The sequence below is a fragment of the Luteimonas sp. 100069 genome (assembly GCF_003813845.1).
GTDB classification, from domain to species: domain Bacteria; phylum Pseudomonadota; class Gammaproteobacteria; order Xanthomonadales; family Xanthomonadaceae; genus Luteimonas; species Luteimonas chenhongjianii.
On the sequence record NZ_RPFN01000001.1, the window covers coordinates 669,497 to 688,099 of the forward strand.

General features: G+C 66.8%; 18 protein-coding genes. 1 reads left to right on the forward strand and 17 read right to left on the reverse strand.

Features of this window, described 5'->3' with window-relative positions:
* Window positions 1–135: 135 nt before the first annotated feature.
* The 7 genes from EGK76_RS02985 to EGK76_RS03015 form a co-directional block, all read right to left on the reverse strand.
* Window positions 136–471: a non-heme iron oxygenase ferredoxin subunit gene (locus EGK76_RS02985; protein ID WP_096299312.1), complete on the reverse strand. Its 336-nt coding sequence runs from the start codon at window positions 469–471 to the stop codon at window positions 136–138.
* Window positions 468–1,007 carry a GNAT family N-acetyltransferase gene (locus EGK76_RS02990; RefSeq protein WP_123831602.1) on the reverse strand — a complete coding sequence of 180 codons (540 nt, stop codon included), beginning with the start codon at window positions 1,005–1,007 and terminating at the stop codon, window positions 468–470. Before EGK76_RS02990 ends, EGK76_RS02985 begins: the two co-directional genes overlap by 4 nt.
* A gap of 193 nt (window positions 1,008–1,200) precedes the next feature.
* Window positions 1,201–2,457: a cysteine desulfurase gene (locus EGK76_RS02995; RefSeq protein WP_123832045.1), complete on the reverse strand. Its 1,257-nt coding sequence runs from the start codon at window positions 2,455–2,457 to the stop codon at window positions 1,201–1,203.
* Between the two features lie 17 nt (window positions 2,458–2,474).
* Complete coding sequence (gene sufD, locus EGK76_RS03000) at window positions 2,475–3,710, reverse strand: Fe-S cluster assembly protein SufD (RefSeq protein ID WP_123831603.1); 1,236 nt, start codon at window positions 3,708–3,710, stop codon at window positions 2,475–2,477.
* Window positions 3,710–4,474, reverse strand: coding sequence for a Fe-S cluster assembly ATPase SufC (sufC, locus tag EGK76_RS03005; protein ID WP_096299305.1), 765 nt, complete (start codon window positions 4,472–4,474; stop codon window positions 3,710–3,712). The genes sufD and sufC overlap by 1 nt, the downstream gene beginning before the upstream one ends.
* A gap of 75 nt (window positions 4,475–4,549) precedes the next feature.
* Window positions 4,550–6,010: a Fe-S cluster assembly protein SufB gene (gene sufB, locus EGK76_RS03010; protein WP_123831604.1), complete on the reverse strand. Its 1,461-nt coding sequence runs from the start codon at window positions 6,008–6,010 to the stop codon at window positions 4,550–4,552.
* Between the two features lie 16 nt (window positions 6,011–6,026).
* Window positions 6,027–6,497, reverse strand: coding sequence for an SUF system Fe-S cluster assembly regulator (locus EGK76_RS03015; protein ID WP_096299301.1), 471 nt, complete (start codon window positions 6,495–6,497; stop codon window positions 6,027–6,029).
* A gap of 163 nt (window positions 6,498–6,660) precedes the next feature.
* Between EGK76_RS03015 and EGK76_RS03020 the strand changes: the two genes are divergently transcribed.
* Entirely contained in the window at window positions 6,661–7,158 is a 498-nt protein-coding gene (locus EGK76_RS03020; protein ID WP_123831605.1) for an SET domain-containing protein-lysine N-methyltransferase, read from the forward strand.
* Between the two features lie 923 nt (window positions 7,159–8,081).
* Here the strand turns inward: EGK76_RS03020 and EGK76_RS03025 are convergent.
* The 10 genes from EGK76_RS03025 to EGK76_RS03070 form a co-directional block, all read right to left on the reverse strand.
* Window positions 8,082–8,978, reverse strand: coding sequence for an outer membrane beta-barrel protein (locus EGK76_RS03025; protein ID WP_123831606.1), 897 nt, complete (start codon window positions 8,976–8,978; stop codon window positions 8,082–8,084).
* On the reverse strand, window positions 8,975–10,744 hold the full coding sequence (locus EGK76_RS03030) for a glycosyltransferase (RefSeq protein ID WP_199730842.1): 1,770 nt from the start codon (window positions 10,742–10,744) through the stop codon (window positions 8,975–8,977). Before EGK76_RS03030 ends, EGK76_RS03025 begins: the two co-directional genes overlap by 4 nt.
* Window positions 10,745–10,821: 77 nt before the next feature.
* Window positions 10,822–12,420, reverse strand: coding sequence for a cellulose biosynthesis cyclic di-GMP-binding regulatory protein BcsB (locus EGK76_RS03035; RefSeq protein ID WP_123831607.1), 1,599 nt, complete (start codon window positions 12,418–12,420; stop codon window positions 10,822–10,824).
* Entirely contained in the window at window positions 12,417–13,664 is a 1,248-nt protein-coding gene (locus EGK76_RS03040) for an NAD-dependent epimerase/dehydratase family protein (RefSeq protein ID WP_096299289.1), read from the reverse strand. The genes EGK76_RS03035 and EGK76_RS03040 overlap by 4 nt, the downstream gene beginning before the upstream one ends.
* Before the next feature lie 799 nt (window positions 13,665–14,463).
* Complete coding sequence (locus tag EGK76_RS03045) at window positions 14,464–15,168, reverse strand: hypothetical protein (RefSeq protein ID WP_096299287.1); 705 nt, start codon at window positions 15,166–15,168, stop codon at window positions 14,464–14,466.
* Window positions 15,158–15,715 carry a DUF1439 domain-containing protein gene (locus EGK76_RS03050; RefSeq protein ID WP_123831608.1) on the reverse strand — a complete coding sequence of 186 codons (558 nt, stop codon included), beginning with the start codon at window positions 15,713–15,715 and terminating at the stop codon, window positions 15,158–15,160. Before EGK76_RS03050 ends, EGK76_RS03045 begins: the two co-directional genes overlap by 11 nt.
* Window positions 15,716–15,780: 65 nt before the next feature.
* Entirely contained in the window at window positions 15,781–16,215 is a 435-nt protein-coding gene (locus tag EGK76_RS03055) for a hypothetical protein (RefSeq protein ID WP_096299283.1), read from the reverse strand.
* 32 nt (window positions 16,216–16,247) lie between these two features.
* A complete protein-coding gene (locus EGK76_RS03060) occupies window positions 16,248–16,790 on the reverse strand; it encodes a hypothetical protein (protein ID WP_096299281.1) in 543 nt (180 codons plus the stop codon).
* Between the two features lie 45 nt (window positions 16,791–16,835).
* The gene (locus EGK76_RS03065; RefSeq protein ID WP_123831609.1) at window positions 16,836–17,453 is read right to left on the reverse strand and encodes a M23 family metallopeptidase; all 618 of its coding nucleotides are present in this window, start codon (window positions 17,451–17,453) and stop codon (window positions 16,836–16,838) included.
* Window positions 17,454–17,545: 92 nt separating this feature from the next.
* On the reverse strand, window positions 17,546–18,187 hold the full coding sequence (locus tag EGK76_RS03070) for a tellurite resistance TerB family protein (RefSeq protein WP_123831610.1): 642 nt from the start codon (window positions 18,185–18,187) through the stop codon (window positions 17,546–17,548).
* Between the last annotated feature and the right edge of the window lie 416 nt (window positions 18,188–18,603).

An 18,603-nucleotide genomic window follows, 5' to 3' on the forward strand; every position in this document is an offset into this window, starting at 1 on the left:
GCGGTCAGGCGTGATGTGTTCCAGCAACGCGCAGCTGTCATGCGACTGGGGGCCCGGGCGGGCGACATGCCCGGCAGGGATTCTAACCGAGAATGATTCTCGACATCAAAGGAGAATCATTCCGCAGGCGCGCCTTCAGTCCCGGTCGTCGCGCGCCCAGACCCCGCCGTGTTCGATCCGGGTGGGAAACTTGGCCACCGGCTCGTACGCGGGCGCGCAGAGCGCGCGTCCGTCGCGGATGTCGAACCTGGCGCCGTGCAGCACGCACTCGATCGTGGCGGCTTCGGGGTCGAATGCGCCGCCGCCCGACAACGCGAAGTCTTCGTGGCTGCACTGGTCCTCGAGCGCGTAAAGCTCGCCGTCGTGGTTGAAGACCACAATCGGCGCGCCGGTCACTTCGTCGAATCCGCTGCGCATCTCGCCCGGCAGCAGTTCGCCGGTCGCACAGATGTAGGTCCAGGTCTCGCTCATGGTTCGCTCCGGAATCGTTTGTCGAGCACCTCGAAGCGCAGATCGTCGCGCTTCGGCCGGCCGAAGCGGATGTCCCCGTAGGGAAACGGCTTGTGGACTCCGGTGCGCCGGTAGCCGCGACGCGCGTACCACGCGATCAGCGACTCGCGCAGGTCGATCACCGTCATGCGCATGCCGGGCAGGTGCCACTGCTCGCGAGCGATGCGCTCGCATTCGGCGAGCAGTGCATCTCCGGTGCCGCGGCCCTGCAGCGCGGGGTCGACGGCGAACATGCCGAAGTAGCCGTCGCCGTCCTCGATCGCCACGTGGGCACAGGCGAGCAGGCGACCTGCTTCGCCGTCGATCACGACGACCTGGCTGTCGGGCCGGGAGATATCGGCCCGCAGCAGTTCGGGATCGATCCGTGCGCCTTCGAGAAGGTCCGCCTCGGTGGTCCAGCCGGCGCGGCTGCTGTCGCCACGGTAGGCCGAGGTCACCAGGGCGACGAGGGCCGGGATATCGGCCGCCGTGGCGATACGGAAAACGGATGCGGGCATGGGAGCACGGGAAGTCCGGAGGCGCGCATTATCCCGCGATGCAGGGATGCATGCGATTCGCAGCCCGCTTCATCGCGGCCGGGGTTGTGCTCCGGCCGGCGGCCGAGAAGGACGCGGCTGCGTGTGCGCTCGTCGAGGCGGCTGCGCGGGGATTGGCGCGCGGACGATCCGCCACGCACGCCAGGGCCGCATTTCACCCCAGCAGGCGTCGCACCTTCTGTAGGGCGGCGACGAAGGCGTCGATCTCGTCATGCGTGTTGTAGAACGCTGGCGAGACGCGGCAGGTCGCGGCCACGCCATAGAACTGCAGCAACGGATGCGCGCAATGCTGGCCGGAGCGGATCGCAACGCCTTCGAGGTCCAGCAGCGTCGCCAGGTCGTGCGCGTGCGCGCCGTCGAGCAGGAACGACACCACCGCCGCCTTGCGCGGTGCGTTGCCGAGGATGCGCAGGCCGTCCACCTGCGACAGCGACTCGGTCAGGTGCGCGAGCAGTTCGCCTTCGCGGCGTTCGACCTGCTCGGGCCCCAACCGCTCGAGGTAATCGACCGCCGCGCCCAGGCCCACGAAGCCGGCGATGTTCGGTGTGCCGGCCTCGAACCGGTGCGGCGGGTCGTTGTAGACGATCCGCTCGAAACTGACTTCGCGGATCATCTCGCCTCCGCCGAGGAACGGCGGCATCGCCTCGAGATGTTCGCGCCGCGCCCACAGCGCGCCAGTGCCGGTCGGTCCGCACATCTTGTGGCCGGTGAAGGCGTAGAAGTCGCAGCCCAGCGCGGCGATGTCGACGCGCATGTGCGGGACTGCCTGGGAGCCGTCGATGACGGTGACGACGCCGCGCCTGCGCGCCTCGCGGCAGATCTCCCGCACCGGGTTCACCGTGCCGAGCACGTTGGAGACATGGGTCAGCGCAAGCAGCTTGACGTCGGGCGTCATCGCGCGCCGAAGCGCATCCAGGTCGAGCGTGCCGTCGTCGAGGATCTCCGCCACACGCACGGTGGCCCCGGTGCGGTCGGCCACCAGCCGCCAGGGCACGATGTTGGCGTGGTGCTCCATCCGCGACACCAGGATGGTGTCGCCGGGCCCCACGCGCGGCAGCGCCCAAGAATAGGCGACAAGGTTGATCGCGAACGTGGTGCCGCTGCACAGCACCAGTTCGTCGGCGCGCACATTGAGGAAGCGGGCGAGCTTGCCACGCGTGCCCTCGTAGGCTTCCGTGGCCTCGGTGCCGAGCTGGTGGACGGCGCGGCTGACGTTGGCGTTCTGCCGCCGGTAATACCCGTCGACCGCCTCGATCACCGACGCCGGCTTCTGCCCGGTATTGGCGTTGTCGAGATAGATCAGCGGCTTGCCGTGGACCTCGCGCAGCAACAGCGGGAAATCCGCGCGCACGGCAGCCCAGTCCACCGCGCCGTCGTGTTGCGCCACGCTGGGCGCGTCGAATGGCGGCATCACCGGCGGCACAGCGCTCATGCGCGGGCGAGCGCGGCCAGGGCGCGGTCGAGGCCGACTTCGGCCTGCGCGCGCAGTTCCGGCATGGCGATCGCCGCCAATGGCTCGCGCACGAAGGCAGTGGTCAGCAGGCGCCGGGCCTCGGGCGCAGGCAGGCCGCGCGAGCGCAGGTAGAACAGCGCGCCGGGGTCGAGCTGGCCCACGGTTGCGCCATGCGCGGCCTGTACTTCGTCGGCATGGATCACCAGTACCGGCTGGGTGTCGATCTCGGCGGTGGGCGACAGCAGCAGGTTCTTGTTCGACAGGCGGGCGTCGGTGCCGTCGGCCCCCGCATCGATGGTGATGCCGCCATGGAACACCACGCGGCCACGCTGGTCGCCGATGCCGCGCCACTTGAGTTCGCAGGATGTGTCGCGGGCCACGTGGCGGATGCCCAGGCGCGTATCGACATGGGCGCGACCGCCGGCCAGCAGCACGCCGTTGGCGGTCAGCGAGGCGGCCTTGCCGAGCAGGCGCACGTCGAGCTCATGGCGCGACAGCGCGCCGCCCGCTTCGACGTCGACCCGGGTATAGGCCGAGGCGGCCTGGAGCTCGGCATCGGTGCGCAGAAAGCTCGTCGCACCGGCGTCGCGCTGTTGCAGGCGGACATGGCGCAGCGCCGCGCGGTCGGCGAGACGCAGCGACATCACGCTGTTGTCGAGATGGCGGTGCGCGGCGGCGTCGATGTGATGTTCGACCAGGGTCAGCGATGCGTCCGCGCCCAGTGCGATGTGGTGGCGCAGGTGCCAGGCGAGATCGCCATCCGCCGGCGCGCCGACGAACACCAGGTGCACAGGGCGCTCGACCTGCGCGCCGTCGGCGACGGTGAGCGAGATGCCGTCATCGGCCAGCGCGGCATTGAGGCGGGCAAACACCGCATCGCCACGGTCCTCGATCAACGGCAGGGAGGCGACCGCGCCGGTGCGGCCGATCGTCAGGCCGGGGATGGGCGCAGTGTCGGACAGTGCGTCGGAATATCCACCGTTGACGAACACGATGCGCGGCGCGGGAATGTCGGCGAGCAGCGCCGTATCCACCATGAACCCGCCGGTCGCAGCGCCGAAGCTCCGGCGTTCGAGCGCCCGAAGCGAGGTGTATTTCCACGATTCGCTGCGCGGTCCGGGCAGGCCGGTCGCAAGCGCGGCATCGAGTGCGGCGCGGCGGCCGGGATCGCCGCCGAAACCGGCAGCAAGGGAGTCGAGCAGCGCGCTCATCAGGCAACGGTCTCCGGGGCAACGCGATCCTTGATCCAGGCATAGCCCTGGGCCTCGAGCTGCAGCGCCAGTTCCGGACCGCCGCTCTGTACGATGCGGCCGTCGGCGAGCACGTGGACCACGTCGGGCTTGATGTAGTCGAGCAGGCGCTGGTAGTGGGTGATCACGATGAAGGCGCGGTCCGGCGAGCGCAGCGCGTTGACGCCGTCGGCGACGCTCTTGAGCGCGTCGATGTCGAGACCCGAATCGGTTTCGTCGAGGATCGCCAGCTTCGGTTCGAGTACGGCCAGCTGGAAAATCTCGTTGCGCTTCTTCTCGCCGCCCGAGAATCCCTCGTTGACGCCACGGTGCAGCAGGCGGTCGTCGAGGTGCAGCACTGCCAGCTTCTGGCGGACCAGCTTGAGGAACTGCATCGAATCGAGTTCTTCCTCGCCGCGGGCCTTGCGCTGCGCATTGAGCGCGCTACGCAGGAAATAGGTGTTGTTCACGCCCGGAATTTCGACCGGATACTGGAACGCCAGGAACACGCCGGCAGCGGCCCGCTCCTCGGGCTCCAGCGCCAGCAGGTCGTCGCCTTCGAACGACACATTGCCGGCAGTGACTTCGTACCCGTCTCGACCCGACAGGATGTTGCCGAGCGTGGACTTGCCGGCGCCGTTCGGCCCCATGATCGCGTGCACTTCGCCGGGCTTCACATGCAGCGAGAGGCCCTTGAGGATTTCGCGCTCGTTGATGGAGGCGTGGAGGTTGTCGATATTGAGCATGGGATGCGGGATTCGGAAATATGAAAAGGGGAGCAGGGTGGGCGGACGCGACCACGCGCCGCCCGGCCGGCGGGATCAGCCGACCGAGCCTTCCAGCGACACGTCGAGCAGCTTCTTGGCCTCGACCGCGAATTCCATCGGCAGTTCGCGGAACACCTGCTTGCAGAAGCCGTCGACGATCAGGCTGACCGCGTCTTCCTCGCTGATGCCACGTGCGCGGCAGTAGAACATCTGGTCGTCGCTGATCTTCGACGTCGTGGCTTCGTGCTCCACCGTTGCACCGGGATGCTTGACCTCGATGTAGGGGAAGGTGTGCGCGCCGCACTCCTTGCCGATCAGCAGCGAATCGCACTGGGTGTAGTTGCGCGCGCCTTCGGCGCCGGCGCCGATCCGGACCAGGCCGCGATAGGTGTTCTGGCCACGACCGGCGCTGATGCCCTTGCTGACGATCTTCGACTTGGTGCGCTTGCCGACGTGGATCATCTTGGTGCCGGTGTCGGCCTGTTGGCGGTGGTGGGTCAGCGCGACCGAATGGAATTCGCCCGAGGAGTCGTCACCCAGCAGCACGCAGGACGGATACTTCCAGGTGATCGCCGAACCGGTCTCGACCTGGGCCCAGACCACCTTGCTGCGATCGCCACGGCACTCCGCGCGCTTGGTCACGAAGTTGTAGATGCCGCCTTTGCCGTTTTCGTCGCCCGGGTACCAGTTCTGCACCGTCGAATACTTGATCTCGGCGTCTTCCAGCGCGACCAGCTCGACGACCGCCGCATGCAGCTGGTTCTCGTCGCGCATCGGCGCGGTGCAGCCTTCGAGGTAGGACACATAGGCCTTGTCCTCGCAGATCACCAGCGTGCGTTCGAACTGGCCGGTGTGGCCGGCGTTGATGCGGAAATAGGTGGACAGTTCCATCGGGCAGCGCACGCCCTTGGGAATGAACACGAAGCTGCCGTCGGAGAACACCGCCGAGTTGAGCGCGGCGAAGTAGTTGTCGCCCACCGGCACCACGCTGCCGAGGTACTGCTTCACCAGGTCCGGGTGTTCCTGGATCGCCTCGGACATCGAGCAGAAGATGATGCCCTTCTCGGCCAGCTCCTTCTTGAAGGTGGTGCCGACGGAGACCGAGTCGAACACCGCGTCCACCGCGACCCCGGCCAGCCGCGCGCGTTCGTGCAGCGGTACGCCCAGTTTGTCGTACGTGTCGAGCAGCTCCTTGGGCACGTCGTCGAGCGAGGCGTACTTGGCCTTGGGCGCGGAGTAGTAGCTGACCGACTGGAAATCGATCGGCGCGATCGAGAGCTTCGCCCAGTGCGGGACCGGCATGGTCAGCCAGTGCCGGTACGCGGCCAGGCGCCAGTCGGTCATCCACTGCGGCTCTTCCTTCTTCGCCGAAAGAGCGCGGACGACGTCCTCGTCGAGGCCCGGCGGGAAGCTGTCGGACTCGATGTCGGTGACGAAGCCGGCGTCGTAGCGACGGCCGAGCTGCTCGTGGATTTCGCGGTTGCTTGCAGGTGCTTCGATGATGTCGGTGGCCATGGGGGCTGCCTACTGTCTAGGTGCGGGCGAGGCGGGCGTCGATGCGCTTGGCCCCGCCGGCGGTGGAAATGGAGTGCGGACGCGATGATTCGTCGAGCATCTGCGCCAGGGTCACGGCGCGCAGCGCATCGGCCACCACGTCGTTGATGCGTCGCCAGTTGCCGCTGACGCCGCACTGCTCGGAAATGCCGCAATGGCCGTCGTGCAGGCTGCACTCGGTGATCGCCAGTGGCCCTTCCATGGCCTCGACGATCTCGACGAGCGTGATGCGGGCGGCATCGCGGGCGAGCCGGTAACCGCCGGTGGCGCCGCGGAAGCCCTCGACCAGGCCGGCTTGTGCCAGCGGTTTGAGCAGCTTGCTGACCGTCGGCGCCTCGAGCCCCGAATGTTCGGCAAGCTCGGTCGCACTCATCACCGCCTGCGGGCGGGCGGCGAGCACGGTCAGCACGACGGTTGCGTAGTCGGTGAGTTTGGTGACGCGAAGCACGATGAGGGGAGGCGACCGGTGGCGGATCAAAGCGGACCAAAATTGTACGCTTTTGCGGCGCCCCGCTCAACGCAGCGGGCTTGCAGGTGTTCAGCACGTGGCGCAGTGGCGGGCCGTGGCGATGTTGTCCACAATGCGCCGCAACCCTGACGCGGATCCTGCGATGCCGAACAAGTCCAAGTCCAAGTCCAAGCCGCCGAAGAAGATCGAGGCGCGCCTCTCCAGCATCCATGGCAATGGTGTGTTTGCGACGGAAGCCTTCGCCAAGGGTGAGCGGATCATCCGCTACAAGGGCTTCCTGCGCACCCATGACGATGTCGACGAGGAATATGGCGATGTCGACGAGGACGGGCACACCTTTCTGTTCACGCTCAACGACGAGTACGTGATCGACGCCAACGTCAAGGCCAACGTCGCGCGCTGGATCAACCACAGCTGCGAGCCCAACTGCGAGGCTGTGGTCGAAGAAGACGCCAAGGGCCGGCGCGACAGGGACAAGGTGTTCATCGAGGCGATCCGAGACATCTCGCCCGGCGAGGAGCTGACCTACAACTACGGCATCACCCTGGCCGAGCGTCATACCCCGAAACTGAAGAAGCTCTGGGGCTGCCGCTGTGGTTCGAAGACATGCACCGGGACGATGCTGCAGCCCAAGAAGTGAAGTAAAGCGTCTTCCGCATCGCGGGAGCATCCGCGAGCCCCCTCGGGCCCGAAGAAGCGAGGGCCATCGGCGGATGCCGATGGTGGCGTAAGTACAGGTGCACTACGGGAAATTGCGCGTCAGCGCGGTCGCCTGCTTCTCCGCGGGACCACAACTCCTTGCCTCACGTCTCAGGCGCGCCCCGCCGGCGGGTCCCCTGTATTCCCAGGCTGTGCGGGCTCGGACGCCCTGGATCGGTGGCGAAGAAAATAGCCCGCCGATCGGTGAGGGCAACATGCGCTGCACCTCGCTGGCGCCGTCGGCTATTGCGGGGGGCGCAGATCATCATGGCCTTCGAAACGTCGGCTGCTTCCGTTTTTCTGTTGCGTGCGCAGCGAGACCGGGTCTGCATGAACGCGCTGGCGGCGGCGTCGATACAGAGCCGCCTGGCGGCGCTGTCGATGATCACGACCGACGTCCCGCCGAAGCCGGCGCGAGCCGATCGGGCGACTGGTCGCTCGCGAGCCGCCTTCGGCCAAAGACCGTAGGCGCGGCTGAAGTCGAGCGCATTGAGCGCCCGTGGTGGGTGCGGATTGCCGCCGCGGCGTCCCCGGTGGCTCGGGCGCAGCCAGAGAAGGACCGCCCAATGCCGCGGTGACTCCTGTTGTCGGATGACCTCCAGCGGCAGCGGGGTGTCGGCAAGTTCCGCGGGTACAGGCGGCTTGCCGCTAGGGCCCGTTGGCAGGTCGCTTTACGTCCCTGAGCCCGGTGACGCTGCCGGGCACACTACTGCCGGCGGGAACCGCGTTCCGGATACGCGCGCCCTCCCGCACGGCCGCCGCGTGTGACCTCGATCTGGATAGGTGCGGCGCGGCTGCCCAAGGTGAGGCCGCGCCAGGGTTGGGACACCAGGTTCCGCCCTCTGTCGTCAGGCCACCGATGCGCTAGCGCAGGATGATGCCGATGCGCCCGACGAATCCGTCGTACTGGCGCGTCGGAACGTTCGAGTTGTTCCGGGCGTATCCAGCCTCGCCAAAAAGACTGAAACGCTCGTTCAGTCGCTTTTCGAGACCGGCGGTGACGCGCAATGTGTTGTCGCTGCGATCATAAGGATAGAGGGATGAGAACGGCGCTTTGTAGTCCCGATGCGCGAAGTAGACGCGACCATAGGCTTGCAGATCGTCACGCAGGTCGGTGCGCGCGATCAGCTGGGCGCCATAGCCGTTGTAGCTGAAACGATCGTCGTCGGCATTCGCGCGCAGGCCCAGGAGCGAACCCGTGATCCTCGTAGGGCCGCCGTTGGGACGCCAGAAGTGGCGAACTTCACCCAGCCACTCGCTCTGGTCGTATCCGCTGAAGCGCCGCTCGGTCTGGTTGCGATAGCCGTAACGCAAACGCAGCGTCGTGGTGTGCTCCGGATTGTGGCGGTGGATGAGTTGCGTATCCAGCCGCGGCCGATCGAATACCCGCCCATCATTTCCGAACACATATTCATAGCTCGGCTGAAATCGCAGCCTGGTCCTGTTGTCAGAGGTCAGCGGCACGTCGAAGCGGGCCGCGATGGCAAGCGGGTAGCGGTTGAAATCCGACTCCGAGGGGAAGATGCGGGCCCCGGCCGATGCGCGCACGATCGCGGGCCCGAGGTCGTAGTTCACGCCGATCTCCCCATCGAAGCCAGATCGGATGCGATCCTGCTCGGGTGAAGTGTCGACGACATCCGGTGGCACCACGTCAAGGCCGTAGGACAGCTCGCCGTCGACCCAAACGCGGCCCTCCTGAGCCCAGGCAGATTGCAGCGCCACTGCAGAGGCGAGAGTCGCCGCGAGCGCGATCCTTTTCATGCGGCCTCCTCGGGACGCGGGTTCGGTGGCGGGCTTTGCGGCCAGGGGTCACGGCCGATCTGGATCCGCGTCGAGGTCGACATGATCGGAATGCTGAGCGCCGATTCCAGCGTGTACCACGAACGCAGTGCGCGGAAGAGGACGTACGCCGGCAGCGAAAGCAGTGCCCGCGGACGATTATTCGCCAGGATCGCAAGGGCCGCCGCCAGCATTGGAGAGCCGATCAGCACGGCCACGATTGCCTGCCAGTGCGGGAGCGCCACCGACGCCGACGTGATCAGGAGCTCCAGAACACCGAATGCGACCAGCGGCATCATCATGGCCCGACGCGAGGTGTTCAGCAGCATGTACGGGAGTACCAGCTTCCCGCGAACGCTGAAGTTGGAGGAACTGATCAGCGAGTGCGCACGAGCGCTGACGTGATACACCGACCGGAACCAGCGCAACCGTTGCTCGCGAAGGTGGGCGAAGCTGGTCGGCACCTCCGACACATAGCCGATGCGCTGGTCGACCAGCGTGCGATATCCGAGTTCCGCGATCCGCAGGGAGAAGTCGGTGTCCTCACCGTTCATGCCAGATGCGAACTGCCCGACCGAGCGCACTGCTTCCGCGCGATAGACGACGAACATGCCGGGGATCCCGACCAGGCCGGACGCTGCGCTGAGTGCGGGAGAATAAAAGCCGTGCTTGACGATCACCTCGACCCGGCGACCCGGATCGAAGATTCCGCCGCCCGGTGGCAGGGGAACTCCGCCGACCGCGCCGACGCTCGGATCGGCGAAATTCTGCATCGCGAGCGCAAGGTTGTCCTCGCGGACATGGGTGTCCGCGTCGATCCGGACAATGAAGTCGTAGCTGGCCCGCATGACCCCTTCGTTCAGGGCGTGCGCCTTTCCCGGGGTGCCGACATGAAGGACCGCGCCTTGGATCGCCCGGCAGGTTTGGATCGTGGCCCGCGCGATCTCCGCCGTCGCGTCCTGCGATCCGTTGTCGATGACGATCACTTCGACCGGTTGCCCGTAATAGGCCGCGGCACGATCGATGTACTGGATCGTCTGGCCGATCACGTACTCCTCGTTATGCGCCGGCACGATGATCGAAATCGGCGGCCTGAAATCGCGACGCAAGTGGCGATTCCGCTCGAAGATTGCAATCACGTAAAGCTGGGCGAACCACACCAGCAGGAGCAGGATGATCCCGGGGCCGATGCCGCCGAGCAGGGTGATCCTGCGCAGTTCGTCAAACAGCGGGTTGGGCGTCAATGCAGCCCATGTCGATACGATCGTAGCCACCGCCCCGGTCAGTCCCAAGCGCCAGAACGTCCGGGTGTTGGGCTGATGCCCGCGCACGACCGGAACAGGTGAAGGCATGGCGCCACGCCGGATGATGACAAAAGCGAATACCGCGAAGCCGGCGAAACCGGCCATGACCTGGATCGCGAGCAGGGGGAACGGCGACCCCGTGTAGGCGAACAGGGCGATGCTTCCCATGTCGAGGATGAGACACAAGGCGATATAGCGCAGGCATACATCGAGACAGAACAGGATCCGTGCCCGAGCCGTTCCTGCCGCGTAAATCGAGAATGCGACGAAGAAGGACAGCATGAAGGTGCGGATCGAGACCGCGCTGAACCCGACGTACGGCCCAAGCACATAATCGTGGGCGTAGAAGATGTGATCGAGATGACCAAGCTCGAACACCCACAGTTGAAGCAGCGCAAGGATGGCAAAGGTCAGCAGGAGCGCTGGCGCGCGCGACAGCGCCACTGGAGACGCCAGACCGCCGGCCAAGCTGTCGGCCGATCCGAAAGTGGCTCGCCGACGGTCGGACTCCGGAGGAAGCATTAGCGTGCAGCATCGGCAGTGGCGCGGGGCGCGCCGGTTGCACCCGCCGCCGGCGCGGCCACCTCGGCCGGCCGATTGAGAGTCACCAGCAGAGCGACAGCTGCCCTGGCCGCACCGGCCTGTGGCGAGAACCGCTCCACGACCGCTCCCTCGCGCTCGTCGCCAGGAAAGTAGACCAGCCATTGCTGTCCAGCCGGGCGAACCTGAGCCAGCGCCGCCGACAGGTCTCCGCTCAGCACCTCGATCGTGGAACCTGGCTGTGTGGGAGAGAAGGAAATCGACGTCGGGTTCATCTGCCCCAGCAGCAGGGCCGAGGTCTGCGCCTGCGGCGCGCTGAGCGGACCGCTACCGAGCGCGACCGGCATGTTGGCGTGCAGCAGTGCCGCCAACTGTGCAAGCGGGGTAACAACGCGCTCACCCCCGCCAACGAGCACCGTGTCGGGCAGCATCTCCGCTGCGATCAGGCGACGCGAGCCGCAACGTAGCTCGTCCCGCTCATGCGCCGTCAAGGTGATGGCCAGTTCATTGCGTTCGGCGTGATCGGCGGCCGGCAATGCAACCGAGGTGTCAAGGCGCTGGTCCACGTCGCTCAGGGTGCGCGTGAGCAACAGATGGTCGTTCAACGTGACGAACAAGGCGGTGCGGGTCTCGCCTATCGGCCCCATCAACATGCGCAGGTCAAGGGCCGACGGCAATTCTCCGTTCGGCAGCTGCGACACGTCATAGCGGTAGCGCCAGGTGGTCTCGCGGTCGAAGCGACGGGCCCCGGCATTCTCACCCGCCGAGGCGAGGCTGATGGGGTAGCGCAGCTCTGGCATGCGCAACGGACGGCCGGCGGCGGCTTTCTCCAGATCGACCAGTTGCTGGCCGGCATAGCCGCTGTCTCCGAAATAGATGCCATAGCCTCTTTGGACGAGGCGTGCCGCAGTGATCAGCGTGACGGAGTCGCCGGCTTTCTCGTCGGCGCCCCATTTCACCGGGATCAGGTCACCCCAGAGCGCCAGCCGGTCGGCCGTCGTCGAGGCTGGCTTGTCGAGCGCCAGTCGCAGGCCGGTCTCCGGCAGGATGGTGACGACCGCAGCCAGCGCTTCGTTCGGCGTGCATTCCGCCATCGGTCCATGGCCGACGAGCGCAAGCCGCACATCGAGCTCGCCAGCCGCCAGTTCGGTCGGGGTGAGCTCCACCTGGACGCGTTGGCGGGCCGGCCCGTGCTGGAGCACGGTGTCCGCGCGCTTGATGCCGTTGATGGTGACGCGCAGCGCGCCTTCGGCCCCCGGAACCGCGTCCGACATGAAGGCGAGGTTGTACGTGCCGCTCAGTGGCCGGCTGTCGCTGGGCAACTGGAATTGCTCGCTCGCGTAGGACGGGAATCCGGAGAGAATCAGGGGTGCGTCGGGATGGACTTGCGCGACGAATACGTCCTTCCCGCCATCGTTGTCATCCTGGAATGAAAGGGAGCCGCGCTGGTAGTCACCGAACACCGGAACGGTGACCTGAGCGTTTCGCCCCATGACGCGATCGAAAACCCCGCTCTGCTCCACCGCGATGAGCAAGCCGACGAAGAGAAGTGCCAGCAGGCACAAAACCCACAGTCTCATATACCTTCTCCTTCATCGTTGGGTCGTGCTTCGTGCGCGGGGGACGACCGGTCAGGCTCTTCCAGCGCCGCACGACGTGACTTGTTCCAGGCAGAGCGGGCGCGGATCTGGCTCCGATCAACCCGGTCTACATAACGGTCCGAAATCTCGAGGGTTTCGGTGAGCAGTGCATCGGTCAGCAGGATCGGATCCAGGCCAAGCCCGCGAAAGGTGGCGTTGCTGACCCGCAAGTCGTTTTCGGCAGCTTCCTCGCGGGGATTCGGGACGAAATTGACCACTGCCCCAGTGAACCTGGAAACCAGCTCTGCAAGATCCCGCACACGCAGCGTTTCCGCCGCCTGGTTAAGAATCTTGACGCGATCTCCGCGTTGCGGCGGGTTCGCGATTGCGAGTTCGACGCACCGGACCGTGTCTTCGACATGGATGAACGCGCGGGTCTGACCGCCCGTACCGTGGACGGTCAGCGGGTAGCCAATCGCTGCCTGGACAAGGAAGCGATTGAGAACCGTCCCATACTCGCCCTCGTAGTCGAAGCGGTTGACCAAGGCCGGATGAAGGCGGGTTTCCTGCGTCTGAGTTCCCCAGACCACCCCCTGGTGAAGATCGGTAACCCGAACGCCGTCGTTGTGGGCGTAATACTGGAACAGGAGCTGGTCCACAGACTTGGTCAGGTGGTAAACACTTCCCGGCTGCGTCGGGAAAAGTATCTCCCGGTCGATCAAGGCACCATTGTCGTCCGGAACTTTGACCTTGAGGTACCCTTCCGGAATCTCGAATCCGGCACCGTAGTAGCCGTAGACACCCATCGTGCCGAGGTGAACCACGTGACAGTCCAGGTCCGCCTCGACGAGTGCCACCAGCAGGTTGTGCGTACCGCAGACATTATTGTCCATCGTGTAGCGCTTTTCGACCTGCCCACGCATCGAATACGGAGCGGATCGTTGCTCGGCAAAATGCACGATCGCGTCGGGACGTTCCGTATCGACGAGCGCAGCCAGACGCGCATAGTCTTTCGCGATATCCACATACTGGAAACGAATGACGTTACCGCTGACCTCGCGCCATGCGTTCAGCCGCACGTCGATCGTCGAGATGGGGGTGAGGCTTTGCGCGCCCATCTCCGCGTCAATGCGTCGCCGCGAGAGGTTGTCGACAATCACAACGTCATGGCCGAGGTAGGACAGATGCAGTGCCGTAGGCCAACCGCAGAAACCGTCGCCGCCAAGAACTAATATCTTGGACATTAACTTACCCTCGTCCCGATCGACCGATCGCGCGGACGATTAATCCGACGCAGTCATGACAGCGGGGACGTGCTGACTCGGTGATAAGGCTGAATTGAGGGGCTTTGAGCGCAGGTGGTTGCTGTCAACGCGAAGCTAGTGCGCCAGAAGTGTTTACTACGTGACGCCTGAGTTACTGAAGAGGCCGCTTTTTCAGAGGAGAGATCTGAATACGATGGCCTATCCCGGAGGCTTTCAGCACACCGCTGCCGATGTCGACAAGGGCGGCCATACCTCTCTGCTTTCGCTCAACGACGGGTGCGTGGTCGACGCCAGGGTCAAGGCCAGCGTCAAGGCCAGCGTCGCACGCTGGACCAACCAAGCTGCGCGCCGAACTGCGAGGCGAATGGTCGAAGAAGACGCCAAAGGCTGGCGCTACAGGGGCAAGTGTCCATCAAGGGGATCTCGCAACATTGCGCTGGCAGGGAGCTCACCTACAACTGCGGCATCACCCTGGCCGAGCGCCCCGAAGAATGGAAAAGCTTCGGGGTGCGCTGTGGTGGAAGAAATACTCCGGGACGATGCCGCAGCCCAATGAAGCGGCGGTCCAGCGCGGACGCGACGTCCCGCGCCCCGCGTCTACCGCGACGGGGAGGCACGTGGGTGCACGCCGCAGTTCTGATGGTGCGGCCTTTACCGCATTGGCACGAGTAGGCGGAACTCGCGCGGGCGGCCCGACCAGCGGGCAAGGAACTCGGCCGCCGCCTCGGAGGTCGGGGTGGGTCACCCGGCGCCGGCGTTGCCACGCCGGAGCTCCGCATCAGGGCGTCGAAACCTCGCGCAGGTCCGCCGAGGCGATCCGCCACGTGCGCTGTGCATCGCTGGCGCCATCGACCGCCGCTCGGCGCAGCACGTACTCGCCCTCGAAACGGCGGCTGCTGCCGTCGGTCTGCTGCGCGCGCAGGGACACGGGGACCCGGATGAAGCGCGAGCCGGCGGCGCTTTCGATTGCGCCGGGTGTGCCGATGTCGACCATGACCACCGACGTTCCATCGAAGCCCGCGGCGAACCCGTCGGGCGACTGGCCGCTTGCACGGCCGCCGTCCGACCAGAGGGCATAGGCACGGCCATAATCGAGCGCATTGATCGCGGCGTAGTAAGTGCGGATGACCGCCGCGGCCTCGTCCGGCGAAGGCTCCGGCGCGGCCAGCGCCTCATCGACCGAGGCAGTGGCGAGACCGGTTTCCGGATTGTCCTCGAGCGGCAACAGGGGGTCCTCAGGCGCGGCTTGGGCCTCGGGTTGCGCGCCGCCAAGGGGCACGTCGCCGGGGCCCTGCACCCCGCTGAGCCCGGTGACGCTGCCGGCGGGCTGCTGTGGCCGTGGGAGCGATCCGTCGGCGGCCTGCCTGTTGGCGCCGGTCTCGTGCTCGGCCGCATCGCGTCCGCAGCCGCCCAGCGCGCATGCGAGCGCAAGCGCGGTTCCCAGCGCGGCAAGGGCACGCAAGCTGCGGTGCTCAGCGCTCAAGGCGCACCACCACGCGGCCGTCGATGATCTCGACATCGCCGATGTGCTTGCCTGTCGGCAGCTTCGCCAGCAGATCGTCGTCCAGCCGGTAGACCGGCTCATTGCGCGCGTATTCCGCCAGCAGGCTGTTGACCACGCCACGCGCACCGCCGCTCAACAACCGGTTGGCGCCGGGCAGATCGAACTCGAGCAGCTCGGGATCCTGCAGGTGCAGGCTGCGCGTTGCCGCGTCGTAGCGCAGGCCGCTTGCCAGGGCAAGGTGGCCGGGACCGCCATCGGCGAGGCCGCCGATGGCGACATCGAAATCCAGGCGCAGCCGGTGCTCGCCGCGCGGGATCGACAGCCGCGGGTCGTCGAGCGTGACCTGGACCAGTCCGCCAAGCGTGTCGAAGGTCCGGGGAAAACGCGTATCGAGTTGGCGTTGCAGCTGCGGGGCGCTGAACGCGACCTGGTCGTTGAGCCAGGCCGAAACTACGCCCAGCGAGGTGCAGGCGGCGGTCGCCAGGATCAGCAGCGATATGGCGGTGAAACGGTATGGACGACGCATGGTCTGCTCGGAAACGACAATGAACGCACCCTACCGGGATGCAGTGAATACCGGATTAGCGCCGTTCAAATGGGCGCCGGCGCTAGTTCCCGGCGGTGCGGCTGAAGCCATGCGAGCAGCATGCCCAGCAGAAGCATCGCGACGAGATCGAAGCCGATCTGTTTGATGGTCAGCGCAAGCGGAAACGGCTGTCCGGCATGGGCAAGCAGGTGCCAAGGCACGAACGAGACCAGCGCGATGGCCAGGCCGAAGCGTGCGCCCTGCCAGCGCTTGCTGCGCGCAGGTGGTGGCAACCAGCGATAGAGCCAGGTCATCCCCAGACCCAGCGACGCGTACGCGAGCAGGATCCAGCCGACCTGCGCGTTGGCGTCCGCCTGGGAGCGGAACAGGTGTGCGAGCGCCAGGTAATCGGCGCGGAGCAGGAGGCCATGCACGATGAAGCCCAGTGCAAGCGCGGTGGCGACCACCGTGAAGCCGCAGATCCAGAACCGTTTGTCCATTAACCAATATCCGGAAAAAATCGCGGGCCAGATTAGCCGCGGACGGGTGAGGGCGCGATGGACGCGGCGCGGATCCGCCAGCCATCGGCTTCGCGCTGCAGGTCGTAATGTCCCTCGAATCGGCGCAGCGGGCCTGCCACGCCGATGCGCAGATTGACCGGGATCCGCAGCTGCCTGGGCACCGGCGCCGTGTCGAGCGGCTCCGGTCGTCTGTTGTCGACCCGGATGCCGGTGACGCCGTGCAGCTCGCGCAGCGCCTCCTCGCCATGCGGTGCGGGCCGACCGCCGGCCCACAGTGCATCCGCCTCGCTGTGGTCTGCCTGGAACAACATCGCCAGATAGCTGTGCAGCGCGGAGACGGCCTCGTGCATCGACGCATCGCGCGCCTGGGCCGTGTCGCCATTGCCACCGTCTGCCGGCGTGCCGGTGCCGGGCGACACCGAAGATGGCGGGGCGGCGATCGCGTCATCCGTCACCTGCCGGTCCTGGCCGCGGCGGAGCCCGTCGTGCACCGCCACCGCAATGCCGAGCAGCATCACGGCCGCGATCACCAGCCACCATGCGCGATGCGACATGCGGTCTCTCCGGAGGATGCCGCAGCTGCGGCGCAGCCGCCGATGCTAGCGCGACGCGGCGGCGCTGTCGGCAGCGCGGGCGCGCAACAGGGGCAGCGGGTCGAACGCCCCGTCCGCGCCATAGACCCCGTAGTGCAGGTGCGGCGCGGTCCCGCGCGCATTGCCGGTGTCGCCCACGATGCCCAGCGCATCGCCCGCGCGCACCAGGTCGCCTACCGCGAGTAGGTCCGCGAAGCCATCGAGGTGGGCATAGTAATGACGCTGCCGGCCCGGCCCCAGCACCCACACCTGCTTGCCGCCGAGGCCCGATTCACGCACGCCCACGATCAGGCCGTCGGTCGTGCTGCGCACCGTAGTCCCGCGCGGCGCAAAGATGTCGACCCCTTCGTGCTGGCGGTCGCGGCCCCTCGGCGCGCCATAGGTGTCGGCCACGCGCGATGCAGCCACACCGTCGACGGGCATCGGCAACGTGGTCGGGGCAGGTGCCGCGGAGAGGGCGGCGATCGCCCGTGGTCTGGCCATGAAGGGTTGGTGCCAGGCCCAGTAGGCGCTGGCGGCCAACAGTGCCGCGATGAAGATGAAGCGCAGGGCGCGGCGCAGCTGGGGCGTGTAATCGCGGCGGGGCCGGCGCGCGCGCGGCGTCGTGGTGTCGGGCTCGTGCATGACGCCAGCTTCGCAAACCGTGCGCGAAGCGAGGGTCGTCCAGATGCGTGACTTCGCGCCGATTCCGCGTCACCTGCGCGCGGAGGCGAAGATCAACGCGCCTCGCTGCCCGCCCTGGCCTCCTGTTCCAGGCGCGTCCGGAGCTCGGGCGCGAGCCTGAGTTGGCGCGCCAGTTCGTCGAGGTAGCTGCGCTCCATGAAGTTGCTGTCGTCGATGACCAGGGCGCTGGCCAGATACATCTCCGAGGCGATCTCGGGCGTGCCCGCAGCGCTGGCCACTTCGGCAGGGTCCAGCGGCTTCTGCAACTCGGCATGCAGCCAGTTCTGCACGTCGGCGCCTTCCTCGATGCGCTCGAACTCGCCCTCGATGAGCGCACGCTCGCGGGCGTCGATGTGGCCGTCGGCCTTGGCGGCCGCAACCAGCGCCTTGAGGATCGCCTGGCTGTGGATGTCGGCCTGCGGTGCTGGCAGGCGGTCGACGGTCCGGGGTGCAGGTGCAGCCACGCCGCCCTGCTGCTTCTGGTAGTCGCCGTAGGCCTTGTAGGCCATCACGCCGATGGCGGCGAGCCCGCCGTAGCTGGCGAGCTTGCGGGTCTTGCGGTTCTTGCCGAGCAGCAGGCCGAGCGCGCCGCCGGTGACCGCGCCCTTGCCGAAGTCGGCATTGAGCAGGCTGCTGCCGGGCTTGCCGCCGGCCTGAGAGGTCAGCAGATGGTTGAGGAATCCTTGAAAGCTCATCGTTGGGTCTCGGTCGTGGAAAAAAGCGCGCCGAGCATGCGATGCAACCCGTTCGGCGGATGTGCAGGCCCTGCTCCCGACGTGGTGGGTCATCCTTGCGGCATGGCGGGCCCGGATGCCGCGGCAGCAGGCGCGGTGCGACGCCCGGGACGTATCGGTCGGCACGGCGCGGGCCCACGGGCCGGTAGCGCCCGAGCCGTCGAGCGTGGGGTTCAACAACTGCATCGCCCGCTACCGGCAGTCGCTCCAATCGCGGCGCCGAGGCGGGGAGCGGATCCGCGCAGACGGGGATGTCGTCGAGGGCCCCGGGCCGAACCCGAATGCGGAGGCTAGCCGGAAGGCCCGACGGATCGGCACACCAGAATGGTCGGGACGTCCGGACAGAACCAGCACGTCAGGGCCGTCCGCATGGCCCC

Excerpts from the sequence above, each read along its gene's own strand:
- EGK76_RS02985 (WP_096299312.1), bottom strand. The coding sequence starts at position 471 with ATGAGCGAGACCTGGACCTACATCTGTGCGACCGGCGAACTGCTGCCG.
- EGK76_RS02990 (WP_123831602.1), bottom strand. The coding sequence starts at position 1,007 with ATGCCCGCATCCGTTTTCCGTATCGCCACGGCGGCCGATATCCCGGCC.
- EGK76_RS02995 (WP_123832045.1), bottom strand. The coding sequence starts at position 2,457 with ATGCCGCCATTCGACGCGCCCAGCGTGGCGCAACACGACGGCGCGGTG.
- sufD (WP_123831603.1), bottom strand. The coding sequence starts at position 3,710 with ATGAGCGCGCTGCTCGACTCCCTTGCTGCCGGTTTCGGCGGCGATCCC.
- sufC (WP_096299305.1), bottom strand. The coding sequence starts at position 4,474 with ATGCTCAATATCGACAACCTCCACGCCTCCATCAACGAGCGCGAAATC.
- sufB (WP_123831604.1), bottom strand. The coding sequence starts at position 6,010 with ATGGCCACCGACATCATCGAAGCACCTGCAAGCAACCGCGAAATCCAC.
- EGK76_RS03020 (WP_123831605.1), top strand. The coding sequence starts at position 6,661 with ATGCCGAACAAGTCCAAGTCCAAGTCCAAGCCGCCGAAGAAGATCGAG.
- EGK76_RS03025 (WP_123831606.1), bottom strand. The coding sequence starts at position 8,978 with ATGAAAAGGATCGCGCTCGCGGCGACTCTCGCCTCTGCAGTGGCGCTG.
- EGK76_RS03035 (WP_123831607.1), bottom strand. The coding sequence starts at position 12,420 with ATGAGACTGTGGGTTTTGTGCCTGCTGGCACTTCTCTTCGTCGGCTTG.
- EGK76_RS03040 (WP_096299289.1), bottom strand. The coding sequence starts at position 13,664 with ATGTCCAAGATATTAGTTCTTGGCGGCGACGGTTTCTGCGGTTGGCCT.
- EGK76_RS03050 (WP_123831608.1), bottom strand. The coding sequence starts at position 15,715 with ATGCGTCGTCCATACCGTTTCACCGCCATATCGCTGCTGATCCTGGCG.
- EGK76_RS03055 (WP_096299283.1), bottom strand. The coding sequence starts at position 16,215 with ATGGACAAACGGTTCTGGATCTGCGGCTTCACGGTGGTCGCCACCGCG.
- EGK76_RS03060 (WP_096299281.1), bottom strand. The coding sequence starts at position 16,790 with ATGTCGCATCGCGCATGGTGGCTGGTGATCGCGGCCGTGATGCTGCTC.
- EGK76_RS03065 (WP_123831609.1), bottom strand. The coding sequence starts at position 17,453 with ATGCACGAGCCCGACACCACGACGCCGCGCGCGCGCCGGCCCCGCCGC.
- EGK76_RS03070 (WP_123831610.1), bottom strand. The coding sequence starts at position 18,187 with ATGAGCTTTCAAGGATTCCTCAACCATCTGCTGACCTCTCAGGCCGGC.